This is a genomic window from Pseudomonas sp. P7779, assembly GCF_013386315.1.
Taxonomy (GTDB): domain Bacteria; phylum Pseudomonadota; class Gammaproteobacteria; order Pseudomonadales; family Pseudomonadaceae; genus Aquipseudomonas.
Window position 1 is genome coordinate 46,909 of record NZ_JACARZ010000019.1, and the last position, 16,026, is coordinate 62,934.

At 62.5% G+C, this 16,026-nt stretch carries 15 protein-coding genes; 6 read left to right on the plus strand and 9 right to left on the minus strand.

From position 1 onward, the window contains the following. Positions 1-74: 74 nt before the first annotated feature. Entirely contained in the window at positions 75-611 is a 537-nt protein-coding gene (locus HX869_RS06895) for an ATPase AAA (RefSeq protein ID WP_008436317.1), read from the minus strand. 121 nt (positions 612-732) lie between these two features. Here HX869_RS06895 and HX869_RS06900 point away from each other — a divergent pair, with 121 nt between their 5' ends. Next, positions 733-1,101, plus strand: a complete 369-nt coding sequence (locus HX869_RS06900; RefSeq protein WP_178902908.1) for a hypothetical protein — start codon at positions 733-735, stop codon at positions 1,099-1,101. Between the two features lie 16 nt (positions 1,102-1,117). Here the strand turns inward: HX869_RS06900 and HX869_RS06905 are convergent, their stop codons facing one another. Continuing rightward, entirely contained in the window at positions 1,118-1,999 is an 882-nt protein-coding gene (locus HX869_RS06905; RefSeq protein ID WP_003215146.1) for a LysR family transcriptional regulator, read from the minus strand. A 122-nt stretch (positions 2,000-2,121) separates the two neighbouring features. Here HX869_RS06905 and HX869_RS06910 point away from each other — a divergent pair, with 122 nt between their 5' ends. Continuing rightward, on the plus strand, positions 2,122-3,252 hold the full coding sequence (locus HX869_RS06910; RefSeq protein WP_178902909.1) for an epoxide hydrolase family protein: 1,131 nt from the start codon (positions 2,122-2,124) through the stop codon (positions 3,250-3,252). On the opposite strand, the gene argC is transcribed toward HX869_RS06910, so the two are convergent. Then, positions 3,236-4,168, minus strand: coding sequence for an N-acetyl-gamma-glutamyl-phosphate reductase (argC, locus tag HX869_RS06915; RefSeq protein WP_178902910.1), 933 nt, complete (start codon positions 4,166-4,168; stop codon positions 3,236-3,238). The two genes, HX869_RS06910 and argC, sit on opposite strands and share 17 nt — an antisense overlap. Before the next feature lie 112 nt (positions 4,169-4,280). On the opposite strand from argC, the gene HX869_RS06920 reads away from it, so the two are divergent. From HX869_RS06920 to HX869_RS06930, 3 genes are all read left to right on the plus strand, one after another. Beyond that, positions 4,281-5,165, plus strand: coding sequence for a LysR family transcriptional regulator (locus tag HX869_RS06920; protein ID WP_087695047.1), 885 nt, complete (start codon positions 4,281-4,283; stop codon positions 5,163-5,165). Between the two features lie 128 nt (positions 5,166-5,293). Then, complete coding sequence (locus tag HX869_RS06925) at positions 5,294-6,088, plus strand: alpha/beta fold hydrolase (protein WP_178902911.1); 795 nt, start codon at positions 5,294-5,296, stop codon at positions 6,086-6,088. A gap of 101 nt (positions 6,089-6,189) precedes the next feature. Then, complete coding sequence (locus HX869_RS06930; RefSeq protein ID WP_178902912.1) at positions 6,190-8,385, plus strand: OsmC domain/YcaO domain-containing protein; 2,196 nt, start codon at positions 6,190-6,192, stop codon at positions 8,383-8,385. Between the two features lie 155 nt (positions 8,386-8,540). Here the strand turns inward: HX869_RS06930 and HX869_RS06935 are convergent, their stop codons facing one another. Genes HX869_RS06935 through HX869_RS06945 form a run of 3 tightly spaced genes read right to left on the minus strand, consistent with a single transcriptional unit; the run spans position 8,541 to position 12,644 of the window. Further along, a complete protein-coding gene (locus HX869_RS06935) occupies positions 8,541-9,962 on the minus strand; it encodes an efflux transporter outer membrane subunit (RefSeq protein WP_178902913.1) in 1,422 nt (473 codons plus the stop codon). Beyond that, positions 9,959-11,539, minus strand: coding sequence for a DHA2 family efflux MFS transporter permease subunit (locus tag HX869_RS06940; protein ID WP_178902914.1), 1,581 nt, complete (start codon positions 11,537-11,539; stop codon positions 9,959-9,961). Before HX869_RS06940 ends, HX869_RS06935 begins: the two co-directional genes overlap by 4 nt. After that, the gene (locus HX869_RS06945; protein ID WP_178902915.1) at positions 11,532-12,644 is read right to left on the minus strand and encodes an HlyD family secretion protein; all 1,113 of its coding nucleotides are present in this window, start codon (positions 12,642-12,644) and stop codon (positions 11,532-11,534) included. The genes HX869_RS06940 and HX869_RS06945 overlap by 8 nt, the downstream gene beginning before the upstream one ends. 99 nt (positions 12,645-12,743) lie before the next feature. On the opposite strand from HX869_RS06945, the gene HX869_RS06950 reads away from it, so the two are divergent. Beyond that, the gene (locus HX869_RS06950) at positions 12,744-13,448 is read left to right on the plus strand and encodes a CerR family C-terminal domain-containing protein (protein ID WP_177009446.1); all 705 of its coding nucleotides are present in this window, start codon (positions 12,744-12,746) and stop codon (positions 13,446-13,448) included. A 2-nt stretch (positions 13,449-13,450) separates the two neighbouring features. Here the strand turns inward: HX869_RS06950 and HX869_RS06955 are convergent, their stop codons facing one another. The 3 genes from HX869_RS06955 to HX869_RS06965 form a co-directional block, all read right to left on the minus strand. Further along, a complete protein-coding gene (locus HX869_RS06955) occupies positions 13,451-14,071 on the minus strand; it encodes a LysE family translocator (protein WP_087695055.1) in 621 nt (206 codons plus the stop codon). Between the two features lie 16 nt (positions 14,072-14,087). After that, positions 14,088-14,264: a hypothetical protein gene (locus HX869_RS06960; protein WP_174717785.1), complete on the minus strand. Its 177-nt coding sequence runs from the start codon at positions 14,262-14,264 to the stop codon at positions 14,088-14,090. A gap of 122 nt (positions 14,265-14,386) precedes the next feature. Beyond that, complete coding sequence (locus tag HX869_RS06965) at positions 14,387-16,018, minus strand: sensor domain-containing diguanylate cyclase (RefSeq protein ID WP_177080899.1); 1,632 nt, start codon at positions 16,016-16,018, stop codon at positions 14,387-14,389. Between the last annotated feature and the right edge of the window lie 8 nt (positions 16,019-16,026).

Sequence of the window (16,026 nt, forward strand, 5' to 3'; positions counted from 1 at the left end):
GGTGGAAGTCTTGCCATCAATGATTTCTTCACTGGCAAGACGACCCACTATCGCGGCCAACGCTCCTGCTCCCTCTATTCAAGGCAGCCTTCAGATGCTGCGGGCAAGCGCTCGAGAAACTCGGCGATCTGCTGGCCACCGCGCAAGTGCACCACGGGCACCGACGGGCCTGCCGCCAACCGCACCGCCTCGATACCTGGCCGGTGGCCGCGATCAAACGTCCACACGTACTTCAGGAATGTCAGGAACTCCCGGTCGAGTTTCTCGGTACAGCCGGCGGGAATATCCGGGCGCGGGCGGTTCAGCGCACTGCGCAGGATCACCCGGGTAAAGCAGGTGAGCCGTGGCGTGTCGAGCCAGATGATCAAATCGGCACGGGGCAGGCGCAGGTCGAACGTGCGCCGCGCATAGTTGCCTTCACACACCCAGCCATCGGCGGCAACGGCGTCGCGCACGCGGGTACGGAACTGCTCGGCGTCGGGCTCGACCCAGCCGGGCGACCAGAACAGGGTGTCCAGGTGCACCACGGGCAGGCCCAGGCGTTGTCCGAGGGCGCGGGCGAGGGTGGATTTTCCGCTGCCCGCATTACCGAGAATCACGATGCGTTGCATGAAGGGACGTCCTGTCGCGGGAAAGCCCACAATTGTGCAGGTTTTACATGACCGACAAAAGCCATATGAGGTAGGTTGGGCGCCCCGGAATGGACCCTCTCGACCAAGGAAGCGCCTGTCAATGCCAAATGCCTTTTGCCAAATCAGCGAACGCCTGGACAACCGCCGGTTTATCGTCGCGGGCAACACCCATGGTGTGTCCGGTACAGGCACCGTGTTTCATTACCACGTCGATGAAAACGCCATCTGGGGCACCTACCAGGGCGGCCGGATTCGCATGGGCAATCAAGTCGGGCGCGCCACAGGCCCCGATACCATCGAGTTGCTGTACCAGTGCCTGACCACCGAGGGCGAGATTCTTGCCGGCTGGTCCCGGGGCACGGTAGGCGTGGACGCCGCCGGGCGTACCACCCTGGCCTTCGTCTGGGGCTGGTTGTCGGGCGCGACGGGAGGCGGGGAGTCGAGCTACGTCGAACTCGTTGCCGAGTAGTCATGGGATTTCGCGCCTACTGGAACCGCTCAACCAGGTAGTCGACAAAGCACCGGACCCGCGCCGGCGTGTGGGTACCGCCCAGGAACACGGCATGGATCTCTTCGCCATCGCCGGGATTGAATGCCTCCAGCAGCGGCACCAGCCGACCCGCCTGAATGGCGTCCGCCACGGTCTCGGCGCAGACCCGCGCGATGCCGATGCCCTCGGCCGCCAATTGGCCCTGGGTGTCACCGTTATTGGTTTCGACATGGCCCTTGATCGTCAGTGAATAGTCGTGGCCATCCTTGCGAAACGGCCAGGTGGGCGCCGCACGCTTGAAGTTGAAACCGATGCAGTCGTGATCCAGCAGGTCTTCCGGCACCTGCGGCGTGCCGCGTCGTGCCAGATAGCTCGGCGCAGCAATGATGACCTTGTGGGTGGCGCCCAGCCGGCGGGACGTCAGGCTGCTGTCGGGCAGCGGGCCCAATCGCACTGCGACGTCGGCTTGCCCGGCGGCGATGTCGACCACGGTGTCGGTCAGGTTGATGTCCACCAGGATGTCCGGGTAACGCTGAATGAACTCGCCCAACAACGGGATCACGAAGGTCCTGCCATACAGCAGCGAACTGCTGACACGCAGGCGCCCGCGGGGTGAACTCTGGTCGGTAATCTGCTGTTCGGTTTCCCGCAGGTCCGTGAGGATCCGCCGGGCGCACGACAGATAGGCGGCGCCCTCCGGGGTCACGGTCAGTGAGCGCGTGGTTCGCAACAACAGGCGTACGCCCAGCCGGGCCTCCATGCGGTCCAGCACCCGCGCGATGGAGGAGGGCGCAAGGTTCAAGCGACGCGCGGCCGCCGAGAAACTCGCGGTCTCGGCCACGAGGGTAAAGATTTCCAGTTCGTCCGTTATGTCCACGGGAAACTCACTTGTGCGTTTTTCGCAAAGGCCTTGAGCGGCGTAATGGGGTTCACATCGGTTTTTGTCGGGTTCAGTATTGCGTAAAGCAATGTAATACGGAAACTCACCAGGAGAATCCCATGATCTTGCCCTACACCATCAATGTCCCCGACGAACGTCTTGTGGCCATCCGCGACAAAGTCGCCGCCTACGATTGGACCCGGCTTCCCGATTTGGGAGGGTGGAAGTCGGGCGTTGGCGTGCGCGACCTTCAGCGCCTGGTCGCTTACTGGCTGGAATCCTATGATTGGCGCCGGGTCGAAAAACACCTCAACCAATTGCCCAACTTCATCACCGAGATTGAGGGCGAGCACCTGCACTTCGTCCATGTGCGGGGCGACGGTTCCAGGCCGCCGATCCTGCTGCTCCATGGCTGGCCAGGTTCGTACCTGGAATTCGAGGCGCTGCTGGAACCGCTGGCGGCTGACGGACACGATGTGATCGTGCCGTCGCTTCCGGGGTTTGCATTCTCCAGGCCGATCACCGGAGTGATTGGCCCACGTCGGGCGGGCGAACTCATGCATGGGCTGATGGCCCGGCTGTTCGGGCCAACCCGCTTCATCGTTCAGGGCGGTGACTGGGGTTCGGGCATCGCCGGTTGGATGGCCCACGATCGGCCCGAGGCGTTACTGGGGATTCACCTGAACATGGCCGACCTGCTGGCCCAGGGCACCGTTGCGACCACGCCGGAGGAGGAGGCTTTCGTCGCCCGGCGTGACGTGCTGATCGACTGGGAAACCGGCTACAACCACCAGCAGGAAACCCGCCCGCAGACCCTGGGTGTCGCGCTGGCCGACAGCCCGGTGGGGGCCGCGGGATGGATCCTCGAAAAAATCGGCACATGGGCCGATCTGCCCACTGCCGCCCATGGCAGTCCGGATCTCTGGGGCACCTTTACCGAGGAGCAACTGCTGACCAACATCATGTTGTATCTCGCACCGTCTTCCATGGTCACCGCGACATGGATGTATCACGGCAAGCGCCTTGAGGGGTCATCAAAATTCCCGGCCGGCACCCGCATCCAGGCGCCGACCGGATTTGCCGCCTTTCGTGACCCGGTGTTCGTGCCGCCGCCGCGCTCATTTGCCGAAAAGACCTTCAACATCGTGCACTGGAGCGAGATGCCCGCCGGCGGTCACTTCGCGGCCTGGGAGCAGCCGGCGTTGATGCTGGCGGACCTGCGCGCCTTTATCGCTACGGTCTCGGCTTGATCATCAAATCCAGGTTTTGCACGGCGGCACCTGCGGCGCCCTTGCCGAGGTTGTCGAACACCGCCGCCAGCAGGACCTGGCCCGTCTCGTGGTTCTCACACACGATCAAACGCACATCGTCCGTGCCGTTCAGCGCTTGAGGGTCGAGGTAGGTCAACTCCCTCGCAGCCTGCATCGACAGCACCTGTACGTGACGGGTGTCGCGGTAGTGCTGCGTCAGGCAGGCATGCAACCGCGCCGCTTCCACGCCCGGGGCCAACAGCCGCAGTTGCAGCGGGATGGTCAGCACGATGCCCTGGCGGAACGCCCCGTAGGCCGGCACAAACAGCGGCGGCTGCGTCAGCCCGCTTTGCTGCTGAATCTCCGGCACATGCTTGTGTGCCAGTCCCAGCCCATACACCAGGAACGCGGGCGCCTGTGAAGCGTCGGCGCCCTCGTGCTCCTGCACCCCGGCGCGGCCCTTGCCGGAATAGCCCGAGACGGCATGAATAGTCGTCGGGTAGTCCCCGGGCAGCAGCCCGGCCTCAAGCAACGGGCGCAACAAACCAATCGCACCGGTGGGATAGCAACCGGGATTGCTCACCCGCTGCGCCGTGGCAATGCGTTGCGCCTGTTGCGGGTTCATCTCGGCGAAACCGTAGGTCCAGTCGGGATGAGTGCGGTGCGCCGAACTCGCGTCGATCACCCGCACGGCCGGATTGTGGATGCTGGCGACGGCGTCCCGTGCGGCGTCGTCGGGCAGGCAGAGAATCGCGATGTCGCAGGCGTTGATCATCTCGGCGCGCTGCTGCGGGTCCTTGCGGTGTTCAGGGCTGAGGGTGATCAGTTGCAGATCGGTGCGGTCGCGCAGGCGTTGATGGATCTGTAGCCCGGTGGTGCCTTGGTCGCCGTCGATGAATACAAGAGGATTTGCCATGGGATGCACTCGGATAGGAAATCAGGTGTTCCAATCTTCGGCCAGCCGCTAGGATAGGAAAAGTTGAATTTCCAAACGATGAAGTTCAGTTTTTATGAACGAGGATTGACCCATGCGCGAAATCAGCCTGGACCGCCTGCGTACGTTGGTGGCGATTGCCGACCTCGGTTCGTTCGCCGAGGCAGCCCGCATGCTCAATCTGGCGCCACCCACCGTCAGCCTGCATATCGCCGACCTGGAGGCGCGAGTGGGCGGCAAGCTGCTATCGCGTACCCGTGGGCGGGTGCAGCCTTCAGCGATTGGCGAAACCCTGGTGGAGCGCGCGCGCCGCTTGTTGGCGGATGCCGAGCAGGCGCTTGAAGACGTGGAGCGACAGGTGCAGGGGCTGGCGGGGCGGGTGCGTCTGGGAGCCTCAACCGGAGCCATCGCACAGTTGCTGCCGCAAGCTCTGGAAACCTTGAGCCAACATCATCCCGCCATTGATGTGCAGGTGGCGGTGCTCACGTCGCAGGACACATTGAAGAAGCTGGCCGAGGGCGCCCTGGAGATCGGCCTGGTGGCGCTGCCCCAGGCACCGGTGAAGGGCTTGCGGATCGAGCCCTGGCGGCGCGACCCGGTCATGGCATTTTTGCCGGCGCGCCGGGAATGCCCCGAGGTGGTAACACCCGCCTGGCTGGCTGCCCAGCCGTTAATCCTGAATGACAACACCACTCGGCTTTCGCGCCTGACCTCGGAGTGGTTTGCCAATGACGGCTACCAGCCGACGGCGCGTATTCAGCTGAATTACAACGACGCAATCAAAAGCCTGGTGGCCGCCGGTTACGGGGCCACGTTGTTGCCCCATGAAGCGTCCACACCCTTGCACGACACCCGGATTGCGATGCGGCCGTTGCAACCGTTGCTGTGGCGCCAATTGGGGATCGCCCATCGCGCCGGGGAGGTTGAGCGGCCTACGCAACATGTGTTGGACGTGTTGTGGGGATTGAGTGCGGGGTAGGGCGTTATGGAACGACTCATACGATCAGCCTATGAATACCTTCCCGAATCAGGAATTTACAGAAACCTGAATACGGTTGAAATTAACGGCTTTTGAGCCGCCAATCGGTTTTTCAGGGAGTCTTCACCATGCCATTCACCCACACACAACTCCCCATCGTCGTCGCCGATGTGCCGTTGAACATCGCCGCGATCCACCGCGCGGGTACCCTGGCGCCAATCGTGTTCCTGCATGGCTTTGGCTCGACCAAGGAAGACTACGCCGACATCGTCCAGCAACCTGCCTTCGACGGTCATCCATTTTTGGCTTATGACGCCCCGGGTTGCGGTGAGAGCCATTGCGATGACCTGTCGAAGATCTCCATCCCGTTCCTGCTGCAAACCGCCTTGCAGGTGCTCGAGCATTTCAACATCGAGCGCTTCCATCTGGTAGGCCACTCCATGGGCGGGCTTACCGCGCTGATGTTGGCGCACCAGTTCCCGGGCCGGGTGCTGAGCTTTGTCGATATCGAAGGCAATATCGCCCCGGAAGACTGCTTTCTCAGCCGGCAGATCGTCGACTACCCGGCGGACGATCCCGAGGCGTTTTTCAGCGCCTTTATCGAGCGCACCCGGCAGGCACCGGCCTACGCCAGCGCGCTGTATTCGGCGAGCCTGCGGCACAAGGTGCGTGCCAGGGCGGTGCGGGGGATCTTCCAGTCGATGGTCGAACTGTCGGATAACGCCGACTTGATGGGCAAGTTCCTCGGCCTGGAATGCCCGCGCATGTTCATGTACGGCGAGCAGAATGCCCATTTGTCGTACCTGGCGCATATCCAGGCGCAAGGCGTGCGGTTGGCGCCGATTGCCCGGTGCGGGCACTTCCCGATGTACTCCAACCCGATCGCGATGTGGCAGCAGATTGCGGACTTTCAACACGGCTGATACCCATCGCCAACGATCGGCCAGGCCCGAAAGCACAAGACTTACGCCTCGAAACCCGGATAATGGCGGCCATATTTTGCTCGCTATTCTGGTAATCCCGCATGGAAATCAAGGTCAATTTTCTCGACAACCTTCGACTTGAAGCCAAGTTCGACGACTTCACCGTGGTGGCCGACCAGCCTATTCGCTACAAGGGCGATGGCTCGGCCCCCGGTCCGTTCGATTACTTCCTGGCGTCGTCGGCGTTGTGTGCGGCTTACTTTGTGAAGTTGTACTGCGAAACCCGCAACATCCCTACCGACAATATTCGCCTGTCCCAGAACAACATTGTCGACCCGGAAAACCGCTACAACCAGATCTTCAAGATCCAGGTCGAATTGCCAGCGGACATCTCCGATAAAGACCGCCAGGGCATCCTGCGTTCCATCGACCGCTGCACCGTGAAAAAAGTCGTGCAGGCCGGGCCGGAGTTTGTCATCGAGGAAGTGGAAAACCTGGATGCCGATGCCCAGGCATTGCTGATGCCGAGCGCGGCGTCCGACGCGGGCACCTACATCGCGGGCAAGGACCTGCCGCTGGAAACAACCATCGCCAACATGTCGGCCATTCTGGCGGGCCTGGGCATGAAGATCGAGATCGCTTCGTGGCGCAATATCGTGCCCAACGTATGGTCGCTGCATATCCGCGACGCGCACTCGCCGATGTGCTTTACCAACGGCAAGGGCGCGACCAAGGAAGGCGCATTGGCGTCGGCATTGGGCGAGTTTATCGAGCGGCTGAACTGCAACTTCTTCTACAACGACCAGTTCTGGGGTGAAGACATCGCCAACGCGGCGTTTGTGCATTACCCGGACGAGCGCTGGTTCAAGCCGGGCCGCAAGGACGAACTGCCACCGGAGATACTCGACGCGCATTGCCTGCACATCTACAACCGTGACGGCGAGCTGCGCGGCTCACACCTCTACGACACCAACTCCGGCAACGAAGAGCGCGGCATTGTTTCGCTGCCGTTCGTGCGCCAGTCCGATGGCGAGGTGGTGCATTTCCCGTCCAACCTGATCGAGAACCTGTACCTCAGCAACGGCATGAGTGCCGGTAACACCCTGGCTGAAGCGCAGGTGCAGTGCCTGTCGGAAATCTTCGAACGCGCGGTAAAACGCGAAATCATCGAAGGTGAATTCGCGCTGCCGGATGTACCGCAGGAAGTGCTGGCGAAATTCCCCGGTATCCTGGCCGGTATCCAGGGCCTGGAAGCCCAGGGCTTTCCGGTACTGGTGAAGGATGCGTCCCTGGGCGGTGAATTCCCGGTGATGTGCGTGACGTTGATGAACCCACGCACCGGCGGCGTATTCGCCTCGTTCGGCGCGCACCCAAGCCTGGAAGTGGCGTTGGAGCGCAGCCTCACCGAACTGCTGCAAGGCCGCAGTTTTGAAGGCCTGAACGATCTGCCGCAGCCGACGTTTGAAGGCCATGCGGTGACCGAACCGAACAACTTTGTCGAGCACTTCATCGACTCCAGCGGCGTGGTGTCGTGGCGCTTCTTCAGCTCGAAGTCGGATTACGAGTTCGTCGAATGGGACTTCTCCGGCCAGGGTGAAAACTCCAATGCCGAGGAAGCCGCCACGTTGTTCGGCATCCTCGAAGGCATGGGCAAGGAAGTCTACATGGCGGTGTACGAGCACATCGGCGCGACCGCCTGCCGCATCCTGGTGCCCGACTATTCGGAGATCTACCCGATCGACGACCTGATCTGGGACAACACCAACAAGGCGCTGTTTTTCCGCGAGGACATCCTGAACCTGCATCGCCTCGACGAAGCGGAATTGAAGGGGTTGGTTGAGCGTCTGGTGGAAAGCGAGCTGGACGACTACACCGACATCACCACCTTGATCGGCATCGAGTTCGATGACAATACGGCGTGGGGTCAACTGACCATCCTGGAATTGAAGCTGCTGATTTATCTGGCCCTGCAGCAGTTCGAAGAAGCCAAGGAACTGGTGGAGATGTTCCAGCAGTACAACGACAACACCGTCGAGCGCGGCTTGTTCTATCAGGCCGTGAATGCGGTGCTGGAGATGGAGCTGGACGAAGACCTGGAACTGGCGGACTACGAAGTGAATTTCCGCCGGATGTTTGGCAACGAGCGGATGGACGCGGCGATTGGGTCGGTGAATGGCAGTGTGCGGTTCTATGGTTTGACGCCGACGAGCATGAAGCTGGAAGGGCTGGACCGGCACCTGCGGTTGATCGACAGCTACAAAAAGCTGCACGCGGCGCGGGCCAATACGGCCAATTAAAAGCTGACACCGTACCTGTGGTGAGAGGGCTTGTTGTGGCGAGGGGGCTTGTCCCCCGTTGGACTGCGTAGCAGTCCCTCTTTTTTGGGGCCGCTGCGCAGCCCAACGGGGGACAAGCCCCCTCGCCACAGGTCAGTGGTCACTCGGGTTATTTGTCACAACGTCCATCCCAACCCCAGCGCCTTGTGCAACGACGCAAAGTCCTTGAGCAACAGCGCATCCCCGGAAATCCGGCTTTCCTGCGCCTGGTACCGCGTACGTTCCGCGTCCAGCCAATCCAGCGTGCTCGCCGTACCTGCCTTATAACGCTGGCGCGTCAGGTCCGCAGCCCGTACTGCCGAAGATTCCACGTTACGCAGCAGCACCACGTTCTGCCGCTGGTTGCCATACCGCGCCAGGGCCACATCCGCATCACGCAACGCACTCAACACCACGCTTTTGTAATGGGCCAGGGCCTCGTCGCGCCCGGCTTCCGCACCTTTGACACTGGCCGCCACCCGGCCGAAATCCAATGCGTTCCAGGTCAGCCGCGGCAACAGCAGCCAGGTGCCGCTGTCCTTGCGCGCCAGGTGCCCGGGATCGGCCGCCGAGAACGACAAGTCGCCCATCAGGCTGAGCTTGGGAAACCAGTCGGCGGTTTTCTCGCCGATCTGCGCGTTGCTGGAAGCCAGTTGGCGCTCGGCCACCCGGATATCCGGGCGTGCTTTCAGGATCGCCGCCGGGTCTGCAAAGGGTACCTGGCTAGGGATAGCGGGCAGGGCGCGGGGAGTGTTGAGGCTCGCGTCCAACTCGCCCGGTTCCAGGCCGCAGAGCAGGTTCAACTGGTCAATCGCCTCGACGATTGACGCTTGCAGCGGCAGGCGTTGGGCCCGGGTGTTTTCGGCCTGTGTCAGGACCTGCTCCAGCTGTAACTGCGAGGCCACGCCACGGCTGCGTCGCTGCTGGGTCAGGTCCAGCGCCTGTTCCTCAATCTCGACACTGGCGTCCACCAGTGTCAGTCGCGCCTGCTGGTCACGCACGTCGGCATAGGTCTGCACCACCTCGGCTGCCAGTTGCACCTGGGCATCGGCCAGTTGCGCCTGCGAGGCGTCGTTTTCCGCCTGGGCCGCCTCGATTGCACGCCGGGTGCCGCCGAACAGGTCGGCCTCCCAGCTGGCATCAAAGCCGGCGAGGTAAAGGCTCAATGGCCCGCGACCACCGCCACTGCTGCCACCCAGCGCCGAGGTGTCGGGGGAGCGCAGCTTCAGCATCGCTGCATCGCCGGTGATCTTGGGCAGGGCGTTGGCGTTGGCGCCACTCAGACTGGCTCGCGATTGCTTGAGGCGCGCCTGGGCGGTCGCCATGTCCGGGCTGTTTTGCAGGGCCTGGGCCACCAATTGGTTGAGCTGCGGATCGCCCAGGGCTTGCCACCACTGGGCGACCGCGGGTGTGCGCGGCAGGCCTATGTCGGCGTGGGGCAAGCGCCCGGCCGCGAGGGTCTTTGGTGAGGCATCCGGCGCACCCTGGTAGTCCGGCCCCACGGTACACGCCGTCAGCAGGCCGACGGTGAAGAGCAAGGGAAGTGAGCGATAAATCATGTTCGTTGGCCTGCCTGCGCCGCGCGCTTTTTCAGGATGAAGATCAGGGGAAGGCACGCCAGCATGGCGAGTCCCAGCACGTAGAACGCGTCGTTGTAGGCCATCACCGCCGCTTGTTGGGCGATGTCGTTGGCCAGATGACTGAGGGCCTGCAGCGAGGCGGTGGACGGGTCGCCGGTTTGCGCCAGGTAGCTGGCGGTATCGCTCGCCATTTGATCCTGGGTCAACTGGGTGTTGGCCTGGATGCCTTCGCGCAACATGTCGTCGTGGAAGTGGCTGCGCCGGTCCATCAGTACGCCGAGCAGCGCCAGCCCCAAGGTGCCGCCGAGGTTGCGTGACATGTTGTAGAGCCCGGCCGCGTCACCCGCATCGCGGGTTTCCACCGAGCGCATCGACAGTTGGCTGAGGGGCATCATCACCAGGATCTGCCCGAAGCCCCGCAGGATCTGCGACCAGTAGAAATCATGGCCGACACTCTGGGCGGTGAGCTGGGTGTCGAGAAAGCAGCTGGCCCAGTACATCAACAAACCCACGCCGACCATCATCCGCAGGTCCAGGCGGCCAAGCATTCGCGGCAGGATCGGCATCAGCAGGAACGCCGGAATCCCCGACAGCAACATGATCGAACCCGACTGTTGCGCGTTATAGCCCGACAGGATGCCGAGGAACTGCGGCACCAGGTACGCCGTGCCATAGAGCCCGGCGCCGACCGCCGTGGCGATCAGCAGCACGCTGCCGAAGCTGCGGTTGAGCACCAGTTGCAGGCGCAGGATCGGCGTACTCGAGCGGACTTGCCCGACGGCAATCAGGAAGAAGCCGATGACCATCGTGATGCTCAACCAGATGATCAACTTCGAGTCGAACCAGTGTTCGCGCTGGCCTTCTTCCAGCACCACGGTGAGTGAACTCAGGCCCATGGCCAGGCCAATGATGCCCAGCCAGTCGGCCTTGATGAATTGCTGGAGGTTCATGCGGTCGCTGGGCAGGCCGGTGATCAGCAAGGTGATCAAGGTGATGCTGACGGGCAGGTTGATGAAGAAGCACCAGCGCCAGTTGATGTTTTCCGTGAGCCATCCGCCAATCACCGGGCCCAACAGCGGACCGAGGATCACCGTCATGCCGAACATCGTGGTGCCGATTGCCAACTGATGGGCAGGCAGGCGGGTGCGTACGATGGTCTGCGCGGTCGGGATCATCGCGCCGCCGGCAAAACCCTGGCCGATACGCCCGGCGATCATCGCGCCGAGGCTTGAGGAGAGCCCGCAGAACATCGAGAAAAACGTGAACATCAACGCGGTGCCGATCAGGAACCGGCGCAGGCCGAATACCCGGGTCAGCCAGGCGGCGAGGGGAATCATGACGATTTCCGACATCAGGTAACCGGTGGCGATCCACGTGCCTTCGGTACCGGTCGCGCCGATCTGGCCCTGGATCTGCGGCAGCGCCGAGTTGGTGATCGAGATGTCCAGGGTCGCCAGCAAGGCGCCCAGCGAGCCGGCGGCGACTGCGATCCAGTCGGTCAGCGAAGCGTTGCGCGGTTTGTCCGCGGGCACTTCGGTCAAGATGGCTTCAGCCATGGTTGGCGTCTGCCTTGTGGGTGCGGGTGTCGACTTCCACGGTGGCGGACAAGCCGGGCACCAGTGCCTGGCGCACGTCGTCATCCGGTACATCCAGGGAAATCCGCACCGGCACGCGCTGCACGATCTTGGTGAAGTTGCCGGTGGCGTTGGACGGCGGCAGCAACGCGAACTGTGCGCCGGTGCCTGGGGACAGGCTGTCGATATGGCCCTGAATATCATGGCCTGGCAGTGCGTCCACATGCACGGTGACGGTCTGCCCGGCGCGCATCTCGCCGATTTGGGTTTCCTTGTAGTTGGCGGTCAGGTAGATCGCGCTCACCGGCACCACGGTCAACAAGCGTGTGCCTGGCTGCACGTATTGGCCGACGCGTACACCGCGATCAGCGACGCGGCCATCGAGCGGGCTGCGAATCACCGCGTCGTCCACGTCCAGCTGGCTCTGGGCTTCGCTGGCCTTGGCCACGCCGAGTTGCGCCTGGGCTTGCTTGAGCTGGGCTTCGAGGGTGCCGTAGCGGGTCTGGCTGGAGCGCAACGCGGCCTGCTTGGCGGCCACGGTGCTGCGTGCCTGGGCGAGCTGGTTGTTGAGCTGCGCCAGGCGTTCTTCCGGCTCGGCCCCGGAACGCGCCAGCGGCGCATAACGTGCGACTTCGGTTTGCGCGTGCTGGGCGTCGGCCTGGGCGCCTTGCAGTTGGGCCCGTGCTTCGGCGATGGTCGAGTCCTGTTGCACCAGGTCGGCCTGGGCCTTGGCAAAGTCAGCCTCGCGGGCCGCAATCGTCGCCGAGGCTTCGTCACCCACTGCCTGGTATTTGCGCGCATCCAGGCGCACCAGCACGTCGCCACGCTTCACGTTCTGGTTGTCGGCCACCAGCACCTCGGCGACGTAGCCGTTGATTTTCGGCGCCACGCTGATGCTGTCGGCTTGCAGATAGGCGTCGTCGGTGGTCTCGATAAAGCGCCCGGTGAGCCACCACCAGGCGCCCCACGCCAGCCCGGCCAACAGCGCCACGCCGGCGAGTGACAGTAGAATCCGTCGGGCTTTGCCACGTTGGCCGTTGACGGTGGTTTCAGGAATGACCTGAGGAGAGGGAGGTGCAGCGGACATCAAGTCACTCCAGTTTTATATCAGTTGGAATAAATTCGTTTTTTCGCGAATTTTTGTCAACTGGTATATTTTGGTTACGTTAAAAAAATGGAGTGGCACATGGCACGACACAAACCGGCCGCCGAAGGGGGTTATCAGCGGGGTGAAGAAACCCGCGCACGCATTATCGAGGCGGCTGTCGAGGTATTTGGCGAGCGTGGCTACGACGGCGCGTCCACGCGAGACATCGCGAATGCTGCCGGCGTCAATGCGCCCGCGATCCAGTACTACTTCGATGGCAAGGAAGGCGTGTACCTGGAATGCGTCGAGCACTTGATCACGCTGTTGTGGCAAAAGATGGCGCCTACCGTTGAAGCCGCAGAAGGTGCGCTGGCCGATCCCGGGGTCGACGATCAGAGGTTGATCGACGCCTCACTGGGCATTCTCGGCGCGGTGGTTTCAACGATCCAGGACAGTCCCCAGACCACCGCGTGGCGAGCGTTTCTTGATCGCCATCAAGCCGGGCTCTGCCCTGAAAGCGCGACCATGGCGTTCGAGGAACGCTTCAAGGCGCGCATCGCCAACGTGATCCGCCTGCTGATCGCGCGCGTTGCCGGCCTTGCCGTTGACGACGAGCGCACGGTGATCCACTCAATGGCGCTGTTCACCCAGGGCCTGGCGTTTCGGGTGCAGAAACCCAAGCTGCTCTCCGCCTTGAACTGGACCGAAGTGAGCCAGAAGGAAATGGAACTGGTGCGGGATGTGGTGCTGATGCAGGCGCGGTTTACCCTGGAAGGCCTGGTACGGCATCGGGACCGGCGCTGACTTCAGCGCTTGCTGAAGGCCAGCCGGGCCGCGAACAGCACGAATATCATGCCGGTGGTGCGGTCCATCCACTTGATCACCTTTTCACGCCGCAGCATGCCGGCCAATGGCTGCGTGGCACCGATCAGTATCAGTGACCAGGCCAGGCTGATCACCACGTGGATGCTCACCAGCCCGAACGTCCACGCCACCAGCGGATGCCCCTGGGGAATGAACTGCGGCAGGAAAGACACGTAGAAAATCCCGATCTTGGGGTTGAGCACGTTGCCCATCATGCCTTTCAGGAACCAGTTGGCACCGGGTTTTCCATCGGCCTCGACGGACGCCAGCGAACTGCGCGGGCGCACCAGCATGTTCAAGCCCAGCCACGCCAGGTAAGCCGCGCCGCAGTACTTCAAGACGTTAAAGGCCACCTCGGACACGGCAATCAACGCGCCCAGCCCAAAGGCCACCGCTGCACCCCACAGCAGGCAGCCGGCATTGATGCCCAGGGTGGCGCGCAAGGCTTGTTGCTTGCCCTCCACCGTTGCAGTGCGCAATACCAGGGCCGTGTCCAGTCCGGGCGTCAACGTGAGCAACGTGGCGGCGAAGGTGAAGGCGAGCAGGTTGTCGGTGATGGACATGGATATTTACCTGAAATCAGAAACTCTCAAGACTGGCGTTGATACCGGCGAAACGCGCCAGCTCGATGGTTGCCGCGACCTGTTCAGCATCGATGATAAAGCCCTGGAAATCGTCATCTCCCGAGTCCAGATGAACGTAACGCTTGCCGAACCGAGCCAGCCATTGGTCGAAACGGTCCAGCACCTCAGCCATTGATGACCTGCATACGTTGTGTTCATCGTTCGTGGGGCAGATTACGGTCATGGGCGCGCGGCTGTCGATATTTAATCAAGAGCGTTGTGGCTTTCTGGAAAGGCTCATGACGCACTACACCGTCACGCCACGCGATTGCGCCCCGACGACTTGGCCCGATACAACTGCTGATCCGCACGCTTGATCAGCACTGTGGTGTCGCTGTCCGACGCTTCAACGAGTCCGACGCCAATACTCACCGTGACCTGCCCAACGGTCTCGAAATACGCTCCGGCAATTGCCGCGCGAATCTTCTCGGCCACCACATCCGGGCTGTCCGGCGCTTCGACTTCCGGCAACAGCACCGCAAACTCTTCACCGCCGTAACGGGCGACGAAGTCAGTGGCGCGGGTGGCGTCCTGAATCAACTGCGCGAGCTGGCGCAGTACATCGTCCCCGACGGCATGCCCATGGGTATCGTTGATCCGCTTGAAATGATCAACGTCGATCAGCAGCAAGGCAAACGCGCGCCCGCTGCGCTGGAACAGCAGGCTGTACTCCGCCAGTTTTTCATCGAAGCGCCGACGGTTGTAGACGCCGGTCAGGGCGTCATGGCTGGCCAGGTTCAACAGCTCGGCATTGGCCTGGGTGAGGGCGGCAGTACGCTGGGCGACGGTGGCTTCCAGGGACGCATTGGTGTCCTGCAGTTCGCGCTCTTTGCCAAGCAGCGATTGGGTCATGCCCTTGATGGAGCGCCCGAGCTGGGCGATTTCCAGTACGAAATGGTCTTGAGGGAAATACGCGCCAGGCTGTTGGTTTTGGACCTGCTTGGCTGAACGCGCGAGTTCTTCGATGGGCCGGCTGAGGTACGACGCCAGGTAATACGCCACGAAGCCGAAAATCACCGCGGCAATGACGCCCAACAGCAGCAGTTTGTAGAGCAATACGCGGGCAGGGTGCAGGGCGATTTCCAGCGGCTGGCGCATCACGATGTACCAGGTCAGGCTGGAATTCGACGGGCTGGGCACCGCCACGGCGCTGGTCACGTAGCCGTTGTCGACCGACCAGCCGGTGTCATTGGCCAGGCGGTCCTGGGGCAGTTGCTGGCCGGCCAGTTGTTCCGGGTAGAGCACCTTGCCGTCGTTGTCGATGATCAGCGCCTCGATGTCCGGCGTATTGCCTTTGGCCGCTTCGACAATTTGTGTCACCCACGTCCAGTGGGCGTGAGCCCCCAGTACGCCGATCACCTGGCCCCCGGCATTGCGAATCGGTGCGGCAAAGTCGATGAAGCGCCAGGGCTCACCGTTGGAGCCCGGCAGCAGCTTGGCAAGCAATACCGCCTCGTGGGGATCGCCGGTGTAGTTGCCCTGCAAACCGGCCTGGAACCAGGGCCGTGCCGTTACGGATTGGTTGACCAGCAGCCCATTCACCGCCTGGCGCACACGCCCGTCTGTGTCGGCGACGCCCATCCACGCGTACTCGGCGCGGGACTGGGTGCGTTGTTCCATGGAGGTCAGTATGTCCGGATCGTCCAGGTTGCCCCGTCTGAACAGCGGTGCGCGGCTGAGCAGCGACACTTCGAGCTGGCGTTCACGCAGCTGCACCGCCAGTAGCGCGGCGGTGGAGCGGGCAGTGCTCAACAAGGCATTGCCACTGGCCAGTTTCATTTGCTCGGTAGCGATGTGCCCAACGTAGAACCCTACGCTCACCAGGGTGAGCAGCGACAAACCGGCAAACCAGAGGGTCAGGTGACTACGCAGGCTGGCTTTGATCATTGGGGGCT

What these genes read in the sequence shown, in the direction of transcription:
- HX869_RS06930 (WP_178902912.1), top strand. Translation starts at nt 6,190, where the DNA reads ATGGAAATCAAGGTCAATTTTCTCGACAACCTTCGACTTGAAGCCAAG.
- HX869_RS06910 (WP_178902909.1), top strand. Translation starts at nt 2,122, where the DNA reads ATGATCTTGCCCTACACCATCAATGTCCCCGACGAACGTCTTGTGGCC.
- HX869_RS06965 (WP_177080899.1), bottom strand. Translation starts at nt 16,018, where the DNA reads ATGATCAAAGCCAGCCTGCGTAGTCACCTGACCCTCTGGTTTGCCGGT.
- HX869_RS06955 (WP_087695055.1), bottom strand. Translation starts at nt 14,071, where the DNA reads ATGTCCATCACCGACAACCTGCTCGCCTTCACCTTCGCCGCCACGTTG.
- HX869_RS06925 (WP_178902911.1), top strand. Translation starts at nt 5,294, where the DNA reads ATGCCATTCACCCACACACAACTCCCCATCGTCGTCGCCGATGTGCCG.
- HX869_RS06935 (WP_178902913.1), bottom strand. Translation starts at nt 9,962, where the DNA reads ATGATTTATCGCTCACTTCCCTTGCTCTTCACCGTCGGCCTGCTGACG.
- HX869_RS06940 (WP_178902914.1), bottom strand. Translation starts at nt 11,539, where the DNA reads ATGGCTGAAGCCATCTTGACCGAAGTGCCCGCGGACAAACCGCGCAAC.
- HX869_RS06900 (WP_178902908.1), top strand. Translation starts at nt 733, where the DNA reads ATGCCAAATGCCTTTTGCCAAATCAGCGAACGCCTGGACAACCGCCGG.
- HX869_RS06945 (WP_178902915.1), bottom strand. Translation starts at nt 12,644, where the DNA reads ATGTCCGCTGCACCTCCCTCTCCTCAGGTCATTCCTGAAACCACCGTC.
- argC (WP_178902910.1), bottom strand. Translation starts at nt 4,168, where the DNA reads ATGGCAAATCCTCTTGTATTCATCGACGGCGACCAAGGCACCACCGGG.
- HX869_RS06920 (WP_087695047.1), top strand. Translation starts at nt 4,281, where the DNA reads ATGCGCGAAATCAGCCTGGACCGCCTGCGTACGTTGGTGGCGATTGCC.
- HX869_RS06895 (WP_008436317.1), bottom strand. Translation starts at nt 611, where the DNA reads ATGCAACGCATCGTGATTCTCGGTAATGCGGGCAGCGGAAAATCCACC.
- HX869_RS06950 (WP_177009446.1), top strand. Translation starts at nt 12,744, where the DNA reads ATGGCACGACACAAACCGGCCGCCGAAGGGGGTTATCAGCGGGGTGAA.
- HX869_RS06960 (WP_174717785.1), bottom strand. Translation starts at nt 14,264, where the DNA reads ATGGCTGAGGTGCTGGACCGTTTCGACCAATGGCTGGCTCGGTTCGGC.